The organism is Marinobacterium jannaschii DSM 6295 (assembly GCF_000620085.1).
In the GTDB taxonomy this organism is placed as follows: Bacteria; Pseudomonadota; Gammaproteobacteria; order Pseudomonadales; family Balneatricaceae; genus Pontibacterium; species Pontibacterium jannaschii.
Window position 1 is genome coordinate 1 of sequence record NZ_JHVJ01000034.1, and the last position, 16,624, is coordinate 16,624.

General features: G+C 52.5%; 13 protein-coding genes and 2 tRNA genes. 13 read left to right on the top strand and 2 right to left on the bottom strand.

Features of this window, described 5'->3' with window-relative positions; translation table 11 throughout:
• Positions 1-327: 327 nt before the first annotated feature.
• Positions 328-2,307: a methyl-accepting chemotaxis protein gene (locus tag Q354_RS0114845; protein WP_027858297.1), complete on the bottom strand. Its 1,980-nt coding sequence runs from the start codon at positions 2,305-2,307 to the stop codon at positions 328-330.
• 365 nt (positions 2,308-2,672) lie between these two features.
• Between Q354_RS0114845 and carA the strand changes: the two genes are divergently transcribed.
• Genes carA through greA form a run of 3 tightly spaced genes read left to right on the top strand, consistent with a single transcriptional unit; the run spans position 2,673 to position 7,557 of the window.
• Positions 2,673-3,809, top strand: coding sequence for a glutamine-hydrolyzing carbamoyl-phosphate synthase small subunit (carA, locus tag Q354_RS0114850; RefSeq protein ID WP_027858298.1), 1,137 nt, complete (start codon positions 2,673-2,675; stop codon positions 3,807-3,809).
• 53 nt (positions 3,810-3,862) lie between these two features.
• Positions 3,863-7,084: a carbamoyl-phosphate synthase large subunit gene (carB, locus tag Q354_RS0114855; protein WP_027858299.1), complete on the top strand. Its 3,222-nt coding sequence runs from the start codon at positions 3,863-3,865 to the stop codon at positions 7,082-7,084.
• Entirely contained in the window at positions 7,081-7,557 is a 477-nt protein-coding gene (gene greA, locus Q354_RS0114860; RefSeq protein ID WP_027858300.1) for a transcription elongation factor GreA, read from the top strand. Before carB ends, greA begins: the two co-directional genes overlap by 4 nt.
• A gap of 104 nt (positions 7,558-7,661) precedes the next feature.
• On the opposite strand, the gene Q354_RS0114865 is transcribed toward greA, so the two are convergent.
• Positions 7,662-7,976 carry a YhbY family RNA-binding protein gene (locus Q354_RS0114865; protein WP_027858301.1) on the bottom strand — a complete coding sequence of 105 codons (315 nt, stop codon included), beginning with the start codon at positions 7,974-7,976 and terminating at the stop codon, positions 7,662-7,664.
• A gap of 140 nt (positions 7,977-8,116) precedes the next feature.
• Between Q354_RS0114865 and rlmE the strand changes: the two genes are divergently transcribed.
• From rlmE to nusA, 10 genes are all read left to right on the top strand, one after another.
• Complete coding sequence (gene rlmE, locus Q354_RS0114870) at positions 8,117-8,740, top strand: 23S rRNA (uridine(2552)-2'-O)-methyltransferase RlmE (RefSeq protein WP_027858302.1); 624 nt, start codon at positions 8,117-8,119, stop codon at positions 8,738-8,740.
• A 137-nt stretch (positions 8,741-8,877) separates the two neighbouring features.
• Positions 8,878-10,818, top strand: a complete 1,941-nt coding sequence (ftsH, locus tag Q354_RS25955) for an ATP-dependent zinc metalloprotease FtsH (RefSeq protein WP_036230077.1) — start codon at positions 8,878-8,880, stop codon at positions 10,816-10,818.
• Positions 10,819-10,878: 60 nt separating this feature from the next.
• Positions 10,879-11,745, top strand: coding sequence for a dihydropteroate synthase (gene folP / locus Q354_RS0114880; protein ID WP_036230068.1), 867 nt, complete (start codon positions 10,879-10,881; stop codon positions 11,743-11,745).
• Positions 11,742-13,091 (top strand): phosphoglucosamine mutase, encoded by a 1,350-nt coding sequence (glmM, locus tag Q354_RS0114885; RefSeq protein ID WP_027858304.1) that lies wholly within the window; start codon positions 11,742-11,744, stop codon positions 13,089-13,091. The genes folP and glmM overlap by 4 nt, the downstream gene beginning before the upstream one ends.
• Positions 13,092-13,132: 41 nt before the next feature.
• Positions 13,133-13,891 (top strand): triose-phosphate isomerase, encoded by a 759-nt coding sequence (tpiA, locus tag Q354_RS0114890; RefSeq protein ID WP_027858305.1) that lies wholly within the window; start codon positions 13,133-13,135, stop codon positions 13,889-13,891.
• Positions 13,892-13,906: 15 nt separating this feature from the next.
• Positions 13,907-14,275, top strand: coding sequence for a preprotein translocase subunit SecG (secG, locus tag Q354_RS0114895; RefSeq protein WP_027858306.1), 369 nt, complete (start codon positions 13,907-13,909; stop codon positions 14,273-14,275).
• Between the two features lie 13 nt (positions 14,276-14,288).
• Positions 14,289-14,374 (top strand) — tRNA-Leu (locus Q354_RS0114900).
• 51 nt (positions 14,375-14,425) lie between these two features.
• Positions 14,426-14,502, top strand: a tRNA-Met gene (locus Q354_RS0114905).
• Between the two features lie 126 nt (positions 14,503-14,628).
• Positions 14,629-15,084: a ribosome maturation factor RimP gene (gene rimP, locus Q354_RS0114910; RefSeq protein ID WP_027858307.1), complete on the top strand. Its 456-nt coding sequence runs from the start codon at positions 14,629-14,631 to the stop codon at positions 15,082-15,084.
• Between the two features lie 32 nt (positions 15,085-15,116).
• Entirely contained in the window at positions 15,117-16,607 is a 1,491-nt protein-coding gene (nusA, locus tag Q354_RS0114915) for a transcription termination factor NusA (RefSeq protein ID WP_027858308.1), read from the top strand.
• Positions 16,608-16,624 lie beyond the last annotated feature (17 nt).

Sequence of the window (16,624 nt, forward strand, 5' to 3'; positions counted from 1 at the left end):
CCATAGCCCATAGCCCATAGCCCATAGCCCATAGCCCATAGCCCATAGCCCATAGCCCGTAGCGAGAGCCTTCAAGAAGAGGCCCCTATTCTCCCGTGGACCTATGCGGTATTAACCAGCGTTTCCACTGGTTATCCCTCACTATCTGGTAGATTTCTACGCGTTACTCACCCGTCAGCCGTTCGGTAGCCCGTAGCCTGTGATGTACAAGCATTAGTCATTGGATTATGGGTTTTGCGTCTGTGACCGGGCTGAGGAGTTTACAGTGCGGAGGGAAGGCAACTAAAAACGCCGCAGATTGCGGCGTTTTTAGTTGCTCGGAGTTATCTAGCGGAACTGCTGAACCAGCGAGTCCAGCTTATTGCTGGTAGTCACAAGTTCTTTGGCAAAGCGCCGATTATTGTGGGCTTCCTGGGATGAGCTGGCTGCCAGTTTGGTATTATTCGCCATCAGTTCTGAGATTTCGGCTGTGACCTGAGATTGCTCTTCGGTTGTCTGGGCGATCAGAGTATTCATCTCGTGGATCTCGGTGATTGTAAGCTGGATCTGATCAATCGACTGTTTGGCTTTTTCTGCCGTTTCAACCGTGGCGTGGGCTGTTTGCTTCTGTTGCTGCATCCGCTCGACGGCCTGGTTTGTCGCCAGGTTCAGCTTATCGGTGATGCTCTTGATCTGGTCGGCTGAGGCAGCAGTATTGCTGGCGAGGTTTCTGACTTCATCGGCCACGACGGCGAAGCCGCGGCCAGCTTCTCCGGCACGGGCTGCCTCGATGGCTGCATTAAGCGCTAGCAGGTTGGTTTGTTCAGCAAAGCCCTGAATCACGGCCAGTACATTCTTAATGGAAGCGGCATCATCTTTAAGGGTTTCCAGAGCTGATGAAGTTGCCTCCACATCTTGGGCCAGGTTGCTGACGATGCCGCTGGCGGCGGCCATAAGTTCTGCTCCTTCCTGCCCGATGCTCTGCGCTCGCTGGGTGGCATTGCTGGCTGATGAGGCGCTGTCTGCAACCTGTACATAGGATGCGGTCAGCTGATTCATACGGACGGCACTGTCTTCGGTTCCCTGTTGCTGTTCATTGACAATATTGCGCAGATTGCGTGCACCGTTGTTCATTTCGTCCTGTAGCTTCAGCAAGGCGCCTGTTTCAGATCCGATATTCTCCAGCAGATGAGAGAAAAACTCCTGCAGGCTGTTGATGGAGTCTTTAAGGCTGGTGACTTCCTTAATTCTGCTTTCAAGGCGCATTTCGGAGGTAAGCTCTCCCTTGGCCAACTGGTCAACATATTCACAGGTGCGTCCTAGAATGGATGACAAGTGGTGTTTGATAAGGGTCATAAAGCCGGCAACCAGGATGATCAGGCAGAGGCATATGGCCAGCAAAATATAGACGCCCTGCTGGATCTGTTGGTAATGCTGGGCAAGTCTTTCTTCCAATAGGCTTAACGCCTGCTGCAACTGTATGACTTCCGTCTCGGCATTGTCTTCTGCCTGCTGCTTTTGCTGGATAAACTTCTGGGCATTGCTGAGCTCTTTCGGATAGCGCTGAAGCAGTGAGTGGAGGCTGGCGATTATCTCAGGGCCAATGTCCTCCTGCTCAGTGTCTGCATCTTCCTGATCCCAGCCAAGCAGATTGCCGATATCGTCCTTATCTGTTTCCTCCTCATCACGAAATACACCCAGTGGTGGCAGTGATTTCATTGAGTGGACGGCTGCCTGCATCTTCTCCAGATAATGATGCAAGGAATTCAGTGTGCTATTGTCATTGTTGATGAAGTAACTCTGGCGACTATGGATCAGGTAGACTAGGCTGCTTTCCACCTCTTCGGCCAGTGTGTGGTAGTTTGCGATCAGTGATGGTCTGCCTTCTGTGGCGCTGTTGATGTAACGCCGGACGGCGATCAGATCACCGATGAGTTCCCGTTCATTATTCTGCAGCAGGGCCTGAGGGTCTGCGAGTTTGCCGGCGGAACGTAGCTGCGGCAGGGTGTTGTCTCTCAGATTGCTGAGTTGCTCAGAGGCGCGCTGCTTGATCTCGGCCGGAAGTATGTCGCTGCTACCGGTCTGGCTGAGCTGCAGGTCGATATTTTCGGTGATTGTCGAGAGCAGGGTGGCATCGCCGGTAAATAAGTACTGCTGGATCGGAAGTTCAATCGCGCGCCGGGTTTCCTCTTTATATTGTTGATATTCCACTGCAGCTGTATAGGCCTGATCCAGTTTGTTCAGAGACCAGATAATAGAGCCCGCAAGGACTGCGACAATGACCAGCAGGCAGAGAGAGGTGATCCTTGTGAGGAGGGCAATTCTCATGACGGTGTCCTTTCACTGTATGAGTGGGATGATCGACCTAGTTGATTGCAGGAGCATGACGGCCCGCAATGCATAGAATTCTTGGGGAATGAATGTTAGATATTCTTATGTCTATTTTGACGGCCGATATTGAATGATTATTCTGTTGCGTTTTTATGACATCTAGGAAAAAAGGGTGAGTTTTTTGACGGGGTAGACCTTTAGGAATAATTTGTCTAGAATACCGCCGGTTTGCCTGCAGAAAAGGGAGCAGGCCTCATCAGAATTTTTTAAAGCGAGGTAAAATTTCGATTTTACCTCGCTTTTTTACACGTATCGGATTCATTTCTGTCTAGTTCGCAGCGCGCAACGCGGGGGAGGTTCACTTGACGAGACCAGCCATTCTGGCCCTTGAAGATGGTAGTATTTTCAAAGGCGTGGCCATTGGCGCAGACGGTCAGTCCACAGGTGAAGTGGTATTTAACACTTCCATGACCGGTTATCAGGAAATCCTGACTGATCCATCTTACTGTCAACAAATTGTTACTTTGACATATCCACATATCGGTAACGTTGGCACCAATTCTGAGGATGAAGAATCCTCCAAGACCTGGGTTTCAGGTCTCGTTATTCGTGATCTTCCATTGATTGCCAGTAACTTCCGTTCTGAGCAGTCGCTCGATCAGTATCTGAAAGCTAACAATATCGTGGGTATTGCTGATATCGATACCCGGCGCCTGACACGGATTCTGCGTGAGAAAGGGTCGCTCAGCGGTTGCATTATGGCCGGTGATGTTGATGAAGCGCAGGCTCTGACCGCCGCTGAATCTTTCCCGGGCCTGAAAGGTATGGATCTGGCGAAAGAAGTCACTGTCAGCACAGCATACGAATGGAAATCCAGCACCTGGGTACTGGGTGAAGGTCATGCCGAGAAGGCGGCGGCTGAATTGCCGTTTCACGTCGTTGCCTATGATTTCGGTGTTAAGCGTAACATCCTGCGCATGCTGGTAGAGCGTGGTTGCCGACTGACTGTTGTGCCGGCTCAGACTCCTGCCGCAGAAGTACTGGCCCTGAATCCTGATGGCGTCTTCCTGTCAAATGGTCCGGGTGATCCTGAGCCATGTGATTACGCGATCAATGCGATCCAGGAAATTCTGAAAACCGATATCCCTGTGTTTGGTATTTGCCTGGGTCATCAGCTGCTGGCGCTGGCCTCTGGTGCTCAGACTGTGAAGATGAAGTTTGGTCATCACGGTGCTAACCACCCGGTTCAGGATCTTGACGGCAAGCAGGTGATGATTACCAGTCAGAACCATGGCTTTGCGGTAGACGAAGATACCCTGCCAGAGAATATTCGTGCGACCCATAAATCCCTGTTCGATGGCTCCCTGCAGGGGATCGAGCGTACTGATCGTGCGGCATTCAGCTTTCAGGGGCACCCTGAAGCCAGCCCGGGTCCGCGCGATGTCGCTCCATTGTTCGATAAATTTATCGAGCAGATGACCGCGCACAAAGACGCCTGATCCTCCGGACAGGTTTTTAGACAGAACGATACAGCTACGACCGGTATATACAGATGCCAAAACGTTCGGATTTAAAAAGTATTTTGATTTTAGGCGCTGGCCCGATTGTTATCGGCCAGGCCTGTGAGTTTGACTATTCCGGTGCGCAGGCGTGTAAAGCGCTGCGTGAAGAGGGTTACCGCGTTATCCTGGTGAACTCTAACCCGGCCACAATTATGACCGATCCGGCCATGGCTGATGCGACTTACATCGAGCCGATCAACTGGAAGACGGTTGCCCGAATCATTGAGAAAGAACGCCCTTGTGCGCTGCTGCCGACCATGGGTGGTCAGACAGCACTGAACTGTGCACTGGATCTGGAGCGCGAAGGCGTTCTGGAAAAGTTCAATGTCGAGATGATTGGCGCGAATGCCGATACTATCGATAAAGCCGAAGACCGCGATCGCTTTGATAAAGCGATGAAGAAAATTGGTCTGGAGTGCCCGCGTGCCGCCATCGCTCATAGCATGGAAGAAGCACTGCAGGTTCAGGCTCAGCTGGGTTTTCCGTGCATTATTCGTCCTTCTTTCACGATGGGGGGTACCGGCGGCGGTATCGCTTATAACAAAGAAGAGTTCATGGAGATCTGTGAACGTGGTCTGGACCTGTCTCCGACCAACGAATTGCTGATCGATGAGTCTCTGATCGGGTGGAAAGAGTACGAGATGGAGGTTGTGCGTGATAAGAACGACAACTGCATCATCGTTTGCTCGATCGAAAACTTCGATGCCATGGGGGTCCATACTGGTGATTCCATTACCGTTGCTCCGGCGCAGACACTGACCGATAAAGAATACCAGCTGATGCGTGATGCATCCCTGGCGGTACTGCGTGAGATCGGTGTGGAAACCGGCGGTTCTAACGTGCAGTTCGGTGTAGATCCGGAAACCGGGCGCGTTGTAGTAATCGAGATGAACCCGCGTGTATCCCGTTCCTCTGCATTGGCATCCAAAGCAACCGGCTTCCCGATTGCTAAAGTGGCTGCGAAACTGGCGATTGGCTATACCCTCGACGAGCTGCAGAACGATATTACCGGCGGCGCGACTCCGGCTTCCTTCGAGCCAGCAATCGACTACGTAGTAACCAAGATCCCTCGTTTCACCTTTGAGAAATTCCCGCAGGCAAACGACCGTCTGACCACGCAGATGAAATCTGTTGGTGAGGTGATGGCGATTGGCCGGACACAGCAGGAGTCCCTGCATAAGGCGCTGCGCGGTCTGGAGGTGGGTTCTACCGGTTTCGACCCGATTGTCGACCTGGATAGCGAAGATGCCCGTTCTACTATCATCCGTGAGATGAAAGAGCCGGGCGCAGAGCGTATCTGGTATGTCGGCGATGCATTCCGCATGGGTATGAGCGTCGAAGAGCTGTATGAGATCAGCGGCATCGATCCGTGGTTCCTGGTTCAGATTGAAGACATCATCAAAGATGAACAGCGCATCACTGAAATGGCGCTGTCCGATCTGGATAAGGATGCTATCTATCGTCTGAAGCGCAAAGGCTTCTCCGATGCCCGTCTGGCGACCCTGCTGGGTGTCAGCGAGAAACAGTTCCGCAAACAGCGTCAGAAACTGGGCGTGCGCCCGGTTTATAAGCGTGTTGATACCTGTGCGGCTGAATTCTCCACCGATACCGCTTACATGTACTCCACCTACGAGGAAGAGTGCGAAGCGAACACTACCGAGCGTGACAAGATCATGGTGATCGGCGGCGGTCCTAACCGTATCGGTCAGGGTATCGAGTTTGACTACTGCTGCGTACATGCGGCACTGGCGGCACGTGAAGACGGTTACGAAACCATCATGGTTAACTGTAACCCGGAAACGGTTTCCACCGACTACGACACGTCTGACCGACTGTTCTTTGAGCCGATCACGCTGGAAGATGTGCTGGAGATTGTTAATGTCGAGCAGCCTAAGGGCGTTATCGTGCAGTATGGCGGCCAGACCCCACTGAAACTGGCAGTTGCTCTGGAGCAGGCTGGTGTGCCTATTATCGGTACGCCACCGGAAGCCATCGATCGTGCCGAAGACCGTGAGCAGTTCCAGCAGATGCTGAAGCGCCTGGGTCTGAAACAGCCAGAAAACGCCACCGTGCGTTCTCTGGAAGAAGCGATCATTGCTGCTGAGAAGATCGGCTATCCGCTGGTTGTACGTCCATCCTATGTATTGGGTGGTCGTGCTATGGAGATTGTCTACAAGGAAGATGAGCTGCGTCGTTATATGAACGAAGCGGTACAGGTGTCGAATGAAGCGCCGGTTCTGCTGGATCACTTCCTGAATGCGGCGGTAGAGATCGATATTGATGCGGTATCTGACGGCGAGACTGTCGTTATCGGTGCCATCATGCAGCATATCGAGCAGGCTGGCGTACACTCCGGTGACTCTGCATGTTCATTCCCTCCGTATAGCATTCCAGCCGATGTGCAGGATGAGATGCGTGAGCAGGTGAAGAAGATGGCGCTTGAACTGGGTGTTGTCGGCCTGATGAACACGCAGCTGGCCTATCAGGATGGCGAGATCTACGTGATTGAGGTTAACCCGCGCGCCTCCCGAACCGTGCCGTTTGTCTCCAAGTGTATCGGCGTGTCCCTGGCTAAGATCGGTGCTCAGGTGATGACAGGGAAGACCCTGAAAGAGCTGGGTTTCACCGAGGAGATTGTGCCTGAGCTGTTTAACGTGAAGGAAGCTGTATTCCCGTTCAACAAGTTCCAGGGCGTCGATCCGATCCTGTCTCCGGAGATGAAGTCTACCGGTGAAGTCATGGGAACCGGTGAGACCTTTGGCGAAGCCTTTATGAAGGCTCAGATCGGTGCTGGCGAGAAGATGCCTGAGCCAGGTCGTGCCTTTATCTCCGTACGTGATGTGGATAAAGATGGCGTTATTCAGGTTGCTAAGGATCTGGCCGAGCTTGGTTTCACGCTGATCGCGACCCGCGGTACGGCAAAACTGCTGAGTGATAATGGTCTGGAAACCGAGCTGGTTAACAAGGTGATGGAAGGTCGTCCGAATATCATTGATATGATTAAGAACGACGAGATCGCCTATGTGATCAATACTACCGAAGGGCGTAAAGCAACGGCTGACTCTGCGGAGATCCGTCGCAGTGCCTTGCAGCACAAAGTGCCTTATACCACTACGCTGGCGGGTGCCGTAGCGACAACGATGGCGCTGCAGTATGGTGAAGAGCGTGAAGTGCGTCGCCTGCAGGATATTCATCAGGGTGAAAGAGCATGAATCGTGTGCCAATGACCGTGCAGGGTGAAAAAGCCCTGCGCGTTGAACTGGATCAGCTGAAAACGGTTGATCGTCCGCGTGTAATTCAGGATATTGCCACCGCGCGCGAGCACGGCGACCTGAAGGAGAATGCGGAGTACCATGCTGCACGTGAGCAGCAGGGCTTTATCGAAGGCCGTATCCAGGAGCTGGAAGGCAAGCTGGGGAACTGTCAGGTGATTGATGTCACTGCCATTCCGCATACCGGTAAGGTGATCTTTGGTACTACAGTGGCGATTATTAACATCGATACCGATGAAGAGAAGCGCTACCAGATCGTCGGTGACGATGAAGCTGATATCAAAGCCGGTAAGATCTCCGTCAATTCGCCGATTGCCCGCGCATTAGTGGGGAAAGAGGAAGGTGATATCGTGGGTGTTCAGGCTCCGGGCGGCATCATTGAATATGAGATTGATCAGGTGATGCACGTCTGATTGTCTTGCGGGGAAATAAAAAGGGTGCCGAGGGCACCCTTTTTAGTGTCTGTATATGGTTTCAGACTGAAGTGAAACCAGCGTACAAGTAGTCTGGCAGAACCTTAGCTGTGCGCCTGACGCAGCAGGTTGGACAGTTTCGGATCCGGGTTTGTTGACTTGCGATAGAGCAGGGCAACATTGCCAATTTCCTGCACCAGTTCTGCTTCGACGATCTCGCACAGTTCACGGGTGATCGCTTTTTTGACTTCGCGATCGCCAACAGCCAGCTTGATCTTGATCAGCTCGTGATCTTCCAGCATGCGATCAGCTTCCAGCTGGATGTTCTCGGTCAGCCCTTTACCGGCGATCATCAGGATCGGGTTCAGTTTGTGGCCGATCGTGCGATAGTGCTTCTTTTGCTCAGGCGTCAAGCTCATACTAAAATACGGTGCCTCAGTGTTTGGAGTGGAATATTCCAGTTAGATATTAGCTGATTTTACCTGAGTTACCTGCGTCTTAGTAGACGTCGTTCAGTGTCATAGCCGGCGAATAGTCGCCGCGTTCCCGAGGTTTTAAAGTGGCAAAATCAAAAAGCAGTGGTCGGTGGATGAAGGAACATTTTGACGATCAGTACGTCAAAAGGTCCAAAGAAGATGGCTATCGCTCCCGTGCGAGTTACAAGCTGCTGGAGCTGAATGACAAGGATAAGTTATTCCGTCAGGGGATGACTGTATGCGATCTCGGCGCTGCGCCGGGTGGCTGGTCGCAAATTGCGGCTGAACTGGTGGGAGATTCCGGTCGTGTGGTTGCATCCGATATCCTGCCGATGGATCCGCTGCCCGGTGTCGAGTTTGTTCAGGGGGACTTTACCGAAGAAGAAGTGCTTAACCGCGTGCTTCAGGCGCTGGGTGATGAACCGGCTGACCTTGTAATTTCCGATATGGCCCCCAATATGAGTGGTAACAGCGGTGTAGATCAGCCTGCGGCTATGTATCTGGTGGAACTGGCACTGGATATGGCGCGTGAAGTGCTTAAACCTGGAGGTAGTTTCCTGGCCAAAGTGTTTCAAGGCGAGGGCTTTGATGACTATGTGCGCGATATGCGAGGCAGTTTCGACAAAGTGATTACCCGGAAACCGGACGCATCCCGGGCACGGTCCCGTGAAGTGTATCTTCTTGGGAAAGGATTTAAAGGCGTATAAACGTCAGGGAGTTTCTCGGGTGGTGGTTGTCTGATCGCCTGCGGAGAGGCTAATTCGTAATAATGCTGATATAACTGTTATAGTGTGAACGCACATTTAGGCGTTATGGTTGAGTTGAGGACGATCCATTGAACGATATGGCTAAAAACCTTGTCCTGTGGCTGGTGATTGCAGCAGTGTTGTTGACGGTATTCAACAACTTCAGTGCTGAAACTGACCCCCGCGGACTGAATTATTCTGATTTTGTTGCCGAGGTACAGGCTGACCGCGTTTCTAAAGTGGTGATTGATGGCTATACCATTGAAGGCACCCGTTCCAATGGGGAGACGTTTAAGACCGTCCGTCCTGCATTGCAGGATCCTAAGCTGGTTGATGACCTGATCAGCCATAACGTCCAGATTGTGGGTAAGCAGCCGGAACAGCAAAGTATCTGGTCGCAGCTGCTGGTCGCTTCGTTCCCTATCCTGGTTATTATTGCTGTCTTTATGCTGTTTATGCGTCAGATGCAGGGCGGCGGTGGCGGCAAGGGGCCGATGTCCTTTGGTAAGTCCAAAGCACGGATGATGGGAGAGGACCAGATCAAAACCACCTTTGACGATGTGGCTGGCTGTGAAGAGGCCAAAGAAGAAGTCAAAGAACTGGTTGATTATCTGCGCGATCCGGGACGTTTCCAGCGCCTGGGTGGGCATATCCCGCGCGGCGTACTAATGTCCGGTAATCCGGGTACCGGTAAAACCCTGCTGGCAAAAGCAATCGCCGGTGAGGCCAAAGTGCCGTTCTTTAGTATTTCCGGTTCTGACTTCGTAGAGATGTTCGTCGGCGTAGGTGCTTCCCGTGTTCGCGATATGTTTGAGCAGGCGAAGAAAAACGCACCTTGCATCATCTTTATCGATGAGATTGATGCCGTCGGCCGTCATCGTGGTGTTGGTCTTGGTGGTGGTAACGATGAGCGTGAGCAGACCCTGAACCAGCTGCTGGTTGAGATGGACGGCTTTGAAGGTACCGAAGGTATCATCGTAATCGCAGCGACTAACCGTCCTGACGTACTGGATCCCGCACTGTTGCGTCCAGGCCGTTTTGACCGTCAGGTCAATGTAGGCCTGCCGGATATTCGTGGTCGTGAACAGATTCTGAAAGTACATATGCGCAAGGTACCGCTGGGTGAAGATGTAAAGCCTGAGCTGATTGCGCGTGGTACCCCGGGCTTCTCCGGTGCTGATCTGGCAAACCTGGTTAACGAAGCTGCGTTGTTTGCGGCCCGGGCCAGTAAACGTACCGTAGGTATGGATCAGTTCGAAAAAGCCAAAGATAAAATCATGATGGGCGCTGAGCGTAAGTCGATGGTGATGTCTTACGATGAGCGTCTGAATACGGCTTATCACGAAGCAGGTCATGCGATCGTTGGTCGCCTGATGCCAAAACATGATCCGGTGTATAAGGTATCGATTATTCCGCGTGGACGTGCGCTGGGTGTCACTATGTTCCTGCCGGAAGAAGATCGCTACAGCCATAGCCGTGAATCCATCATCTCTAATATCTGCTCGCTATACGGTGGTCGTATCGCTGAGGAGATGACGTTGGGGAAAGAGGGGGTCACGACAGGTGCATCCAACGATATTCAGCGGGCGACGATGCTGGCACGTAATATGGTGACCAAGTGGGGTCTGAGCGAAGAGCTGGGCCCTCTGCTTTACGACGACGAAGAGCAGGATCCGTTTAACCGTGGTTATGGTCAGTCTGCCAAACCGATGTCTGAAGATACTCAGCGCCGCATCGATGATGTGGTGCGTGGCATTATCAATGATTGCTACTCTAAAGCAGCGCAGCTGCTGGAAGATAATCGCGATATTCTGGAAAGCATGTGCCAGGCGCTGATGAAGTATGAAACTATCGATGCCGGGCAGATAGATCAGCTGATGAAGCGTGAGCCTGTTTCAGCCCCTGCGGGCTGGAGTGATGATGACCAGCGTAACAGCGATGCACCTGATGATGGTGCAGAGAGCGCAAAGGATGATAAACCGTCTGATGACGGGGTGGATCCTGATGTACCGCCTTCGCCGGATCAGAATATCCATTAATTGATTTAGTTATCTGAAAGGCTGACTTCGGTTGGCCTTTTTTATGTCTGGAGAAAAGAGATGAACCGAATCCTGCAATGTGGCGCGCGTACGCTGGACCTGAGCGTGCCCCAGGTGATGGGGATCCTTAACGTAACCCCTGACTCCTTCTCTGATGGCGGGCAACTGTATCAGGACCGCCGCTTAAGTACTGATGCGGCGGTGCGGCGTGCCGCTGAAATGGTGGCCGAGGGCGCATCCATTATAGATATTGGCGGGGAATCAACCCGTCCGGGTGCTGAACCGGTATCATTGCAACAGGAGATGGATCGTGTTCTGCCGTTGGTAGAGCGAATCAGTCATGAGGTTGATGCTATTATCTCAGTGGATACCAGCTCGCCGGAACTGATGGTAGAGGCCGGGGGTCTGGGCGCCGGTATCCTTAATGATGTCCGGGCCCTGGGACGTCCCGGTGCGCTGGATGCTGCGGCTGCCACCGGGCTGCCTGTGTGCGTCATGCATATGCAGGGCAGTCCGGCAACGATGCAGAATGCCCCTGAATATGACGATGTGCTTGAGGCGGTGGCAAAATTTCTGCAACAGCGGATCGATGCTTGTGAGGGGGTTGGCATCAGTCGAGACCGATTGCTGCTGGACCCGGGGTTTGGCTTTGGTAAAACACTGAATCATAACCTCCGTTTGCTGAACAATCTCGAACGCTTCCATCGTCTCGGGGCGCCGCTGTTGATTGGTACCTCACGCAAGAGCATGGTGGGGCAGGTGCTGGGCAAAGAAGTAGATCAGCGTTTATATGGAAGCCTTGCTACCGTCGCAGTGGCAGTGATGCAGGGCGCACAGATTTTAAGAGTACATGATGTTGCAGCGACCGCTGATGTGGTTAGGATGACTGCAGCTGTTCGTGAAGAGTGTTTTGGAGAGAGTGAATGACACGCCGTTATTTTGGGACTGATGGTATTCGGGGAAAAGTTGGCCAGTTTCCGGTCACTCCTGACTTTGTACTTAAACTGGGCTGGGCTGCGGGTAAGGTTTTCGCCCGGGAAGGCCGCACAAAAATACTGATTGGCAAGGATACGCGCATCTCCGGGTATATGTTTGAGTCAGCCCTGGAGGCGGGGCTGTCTGCTGCCGGTGTTGATGTGCTGCTGACGGGGCCAATGCCAACTCCGGCCATCGCCTATCTGACCCGCACCTTCCGCGCCTCGGCTGGTATTGTCATCAGCGCTTCCCATAATCCTCATTATGATAATGGCATTAAGTTCTTCTCTGCAGAAGGTACCAAGCTGCCGGACGATGTCGAGCAGGCGATTGAAGCTCAGATGGATCTGGCGATGACGACCGTGGATCCGGAATTACTGGGTAAGGCCAGGCGCATCGATGATGCCCCGGGTCGTTATATCGAGTTCTGTAAGGCGACACTGGGGGGGCGGGGCCTGCAAGGACTGAAGATCGTTTTGGATTGTGCCAACGGTGCGACCTATCACGTTTCACCCAAGGTCTTTTCCGAGCTGGGGGCAGACGTGCATGAAATTGCATCTTCCCCGGACGGGCTGAATATCAATGATGAATGCGGTGCGACTGCAACCGCTAAGCTGCAGAAAGTTGTAGTCGCTGATCAGGCAGATCTGGGTATCGCGCTGGATGGTGACGGTGATCGTGTCATTATGGTCGATCACAAAGGTGAAGAAGTCGACGGCGATGAGCTGCTTTATATTATCGCTTCGCACTTACGCCAGAATGGTAACCTCGAGGGTGGCGTCGTAGGAACGCTAATGTCTAATTTCGGCCTGGAACAGGCGCTGGAAAGGGATGGAGTGCCATTCGTCCGGGCCAAAGTCGGCGATCGCTACGTGATGGAACAGCTGGCGGCGCGTGACTGGCTGCTTGGAGGCGAGTCCTCAGGTCACCTGGTTTGTCGTGATGTAACTTCAACGGGGGATGGGACTGTGGCTGCGCTCCAGGTGCTTGCCGCCATGATTGAGACTGGTAAAAGCCTGAACGAGCTGAAACTGGGGATGAACAAAATGCCTCAGACTATGATCAACGTGCGCATGGCCGAAAAGGTCGACGTGGCGGCCATGCCGGAAGTACAGGATGCAGTGGCAACGACAGAAGCCGTACTGGGCTCTCGCGGGCGTGTATTGTTGCGTCCATCAGGTACCGAGCCGGTTGTCAGGGTGATGATTGAAGGTGAAGATGCCGCTGAGGTTAAGCAGCTTTGCACCCAGCTGGCAGCCGATGTAGAAAAAGCACTACAAGTGCTTGAAAAAGCATAATAAGCCAGTTACTATTTGCGCCTCTTCGAGAGGGGGTCACAATGCGTAAACCGATTGTAGCTGGCAACTGGAAAATGAACGGCGATAAAGCGTTCGTTTCTGAGATTATTTCTCAGTTTGTTGCAGAAAAAGATGCTCAGTCAGGCATTGAGGTCTTTATATGTCCTCCAGCCGTGTATCTGGCTCAGGCAGCAGAAGCTGTTGCTGATTCCGCTATTGCACTTGGTGCACAGAATGTGAGTCAGTTCGTATCTGGTGCCTATACAGGTGAGGTGTCGGTGGATATGCTGAGTGATCTGGGGTGTCGTTATGTACTCCTGGGGCATTCGGAGAGGCGCGCGTTATTCGCGGAAGATGATCAGGCTGTTGCAGAGAAGTTTGTTGCGGTATCCGGATCGCCTGTTATCCCGGTGTTGTGTATCGGTGAGACGCTTGAAGAACGCGAAGCAGGCAAGACGCTTGAGGTGGTGTCCCGTCAGTTAAAAGCTGTACTGGATAAAGCGGGAGTTGAATCATTTCTGAATGCGGTAGTGGCTTACGAGCCAGTATGGGCGATCGGAACCGGTAAAACTGCAACCCCCGAGCAGGCTCAGGAAGTTCACGCCGCAGTGCGTGCAGTGGTAGCCGAATATAGCAGTGAGATTGCCGAAGGTTTGCGTTTGCTTTACGGTGGTAGCGTTAATGCTGCTAACGCTGAAGAGCTGTTTGCACAACCTGATGTCGATGGTGGTCTTGTTGGTGGTGCTTCTCTGAAAGCAAACGATTTCATTGCTATCTGCCGCGCAGCGGCAGGTGCATAAGTAAACGGTTAACGAATGGAAACTCTGGTTCTCGTCATTCATGTTCTGCTGGCCGCCGCGATCATTGGTCTGGTGTTGATGCAGCAGGGTAAAGGTGCGGAAGCGGGCGCCTCTTTTGGTGCAGGAGCTTCTCAAACCGTATTCGGTAGTACTGGCAGTACCTCTTTTATGGTGCGTCTGACCAGTATCGTTGCGGTTGGTCTGTTCGTTACCAGTTTTTTTCTTGCTATATTCGCAAAGGATAAAGCAGGATCTATCTCTGATGCAGGTATTCCTGCCGCAGAGGTAATTGAAAGCAAAGCAGCTGAAGCGGAACTGCCTGTGCTGGAAGCCTCTAAGGAAGCTGAAAGCAATACAGATGCAGATATCCCGGCGGCTGACTAAGCTGATGTCAAATGCCCAAGTGGTGGAATTGGTAGACACGCTATCTTGAGGGGGTAGTGTCCCTAGGACGTGCCGGTTCGAGTCCGGCCTTGGGCACCATATGTCTTGAATTTTCAAGGCGGTACGTGTAATATACGTGCCAGTTTCTGATGCGGGGTGGAGCAGTCTGGTAGCTCGTCGGGCTCATAACCCGAAGGTCGTTGGTTCAAATCCAGCCCCCGCTACCAATCTTATTCGTACGTTAGAGCCCCTATATGGGGCTTTTTCGTAGGTGTCCCTCAGCGGGCATATGATGAATTGGAAATGGGTCTTTAGACCCATTTTTTGTTTGTATACCACCAGAGAGGTCTTCCGTGTCGGCAAAGCTGAAGCTGCTGCAAGAGTTGATTGAGCCCGGCGTTGAGGCGTTGGGATATCAGTTGTGGGGTCTTGAGTTTGCATCCCAGGGTCAAAACAGTACCTTACGAATCTATATAGACTCTGAGAATGGTGTCACTGTGGACGATTGCGCCAAAGTGAGCCATCAGGTCAGTGGTGTGCTTGATGTGGAAGACCCTATCTCAGGGCACTATACCCTGGAGGTGTCTTCTCCGGGCATGGATCGACCACTTTTTACTCCGGAACAGTTTCAGGCATATGCCGGTCATCAGGTACAGCTGCGTCTGCGCATCCCTTATGAAGGGAAACGTAAGTTCAAAGGTGTGCTGAATGGCATGGAAAATGATGACGTGTTGCTGGTGGTTGGTGACGAAGAATATCTGCTGCCGATTGATTATATCGATCGCGCAAATGTGATCCCCCGGTTCTAACGCGGGTTCGGGCTATAGGGCGAGGCAAAGGCATGAATAAAGAAATTCTGTTGGTTGCAGAAGCAGTATCTAACGAAAAAGAAGTACCTAAAGAAGTAATCTTCGAAGCGATCGAAGTCGCTTTGGCAACTGCAACTAAAAAGCGTTTCGACGAAGACTCTGAAGTTCGGGTGGAAATTGACCGCGTAACCGGGGATTACGAAACTTATCGTAGCTGGGATGTTGTCAGCAATGAAGTTGTGCCTCTGTTGGGCACCGAGCTGACGCTGGAAGAAGCTCACGAGAAAGATCTGAAGCTTGTACCGGGCGATGTCTGGGAAGAAAAGATCGAATCTGTAAAGTTTGGCCGTATCGCCGCACAGACTGCGAAACAGGTTATCGTACAGAAGGTTCGAGAAGCCGAACGCGCTAAAGTTGTTGAGCAGTATCGTGACCGTCAGGGTGAACTGATCTCCGGTACTGTCAAGAAGGTGACACGCGATAACATTATCGTAGATCTGGGTAACAACGCTGAAGCCGTGCTGCCTCGCGATTGCCTGATCCAGCGCGAAACCTTCCGTATGGGTGATCGTGTACGTGCAATCCTCGAAGAGGTGCGTGCAGAAGGTCGCGGCCCGCAGCTGGTACTGAGTCGTTCCTGTAATGCCATGCTGATCGAGCTTTTCCGCATCGAAGTTCCTGAGATTGCCGAAGAGGTGATCGAGATCCGTGCCGCAGCGCGTGACCCGGGCTCCCGTGCCAAGATTGCCGTTAAAACAAACGATGGTCGTATCGATCCTGTTGGTGCCTGTGTTGGTATGCGTGGATCACGCGTACAGGCGGTTTCCAATGAACTGGGCGGTGAGCGCGTAGATATCGTGCTGTGGGATGATAACCCGGCTCAGCTGGTGATCAACGGTATGGCTCCGGCAGAAGTAGCCGCCATCATCATCGATGAAGAAACGCATTCGATGGACGTGGCCGTTGCCGAAGAAGGTCTGGCGATGGCGATTGGTCGTGGGGGACAGAATGTTCGCCTGGCGACTGAATTGACCGGCTGGGACCTGAACGTTATGACGGAAGATGACGTTGCCGAGAAACAGCGTTCAGAACAGGGTTCTGTACGTGACAAGTTTATTGAACATCTTGATATTGATGAAGATGTTGCCGATGTTCTGCTGGAAGAAGGCTTCACTACTCTGGAAGAAGTGGCTTACGTTCCACAGGATGAAATGCTCGAAATCGATGGATTCGATGAAGAGATTGTAGAAGAGCTGCGTAAACGAGCTAAAGACGCACTGCTGAACCTGGCAATTGCCAGTGAAGAGCAGTTGGATAAGGCAGAACCGGCAGATGACCTGCTGAATATGGATGGTATGGACCGCCATCTTGCCTTCCTGCTAGCGGCGAAGGGCATCGTAACCATGGAAGATCTGGCTGAGCAGTCCGTAGACGATCTGCTGGATGTTGAAGGGCTGGATGAAGACAAGGCAGCTCAGCTAATCATGACCGCGCGGGCACCTTGGTTCGACGAACAGGTGTAAGTGGGGCCAACGGAGAG

Coding starts and splice junctions, on each gene's coding strand:
- nusA (WP_027858308.1), top strand. CDS start 15,117: ATGAATAAAGAAATTCTGTTGGTTGCAGAAGCAGTATCTAACGAAAAA.
- Q354_RS0114845 (WP_027858297.1), bottom strand. CDS start 2,307: ATGAGAATTGCCCTCCTCACAAGGATCACCTCTCTCTGCCTGCTGGTC.
- Q354_RS0114865 (WP_027858301.1), bottom strand. CDS start 7,976: ATGAGCTTGACGCCTGAGCAAAAGAAGCACTATCGCACGATCGGCCAC.
- carB (WP_027858299.1), top strand. CDS start 3,863: ATGCCAAAACGTTCGGATTTAAAAAGTATTTTGATTTTAGGCGCTGGC.
- folP (WP_036230068.1), top strand. CDS start 10,879: ATGAACCGAATCCTGCAATGTGGCGCGCGTACGCTGGACCTGAGCGTG.
- greA (WP_027858300.1), top strand. CDS start 7,081: ATGAATCGTGTGCCAATGACCGTGCAGGGTGAAAAAGCCCTGCGCGTT.
- secG (WP_027858306.1), top strand. CDS start 13,907: ATGGAAACTCTGGTTCTCGTCATTCATGTTCTGCTGGCCGCCGCGATC.
- tpiA (WP_027858305.1), top strand. CDS start 13,133: ATGCGTAAACCGATTGTAGCTGGCAACTGGAAAATGAACGGCGATAAA.
- ftsH (WP_036230077.1), top strand. CDS start 8,878: ATGGCTAAAAACCTTGTCCTGTGGCTGGTGATTGCAGCAGTGTTGTTG.
- glmM (WP_027858304.1), top strand. CDS start 11,742: ATGACACGCCGTTATTTTGGGACTGATGGTATTCGGGGAAAAGTTGGC.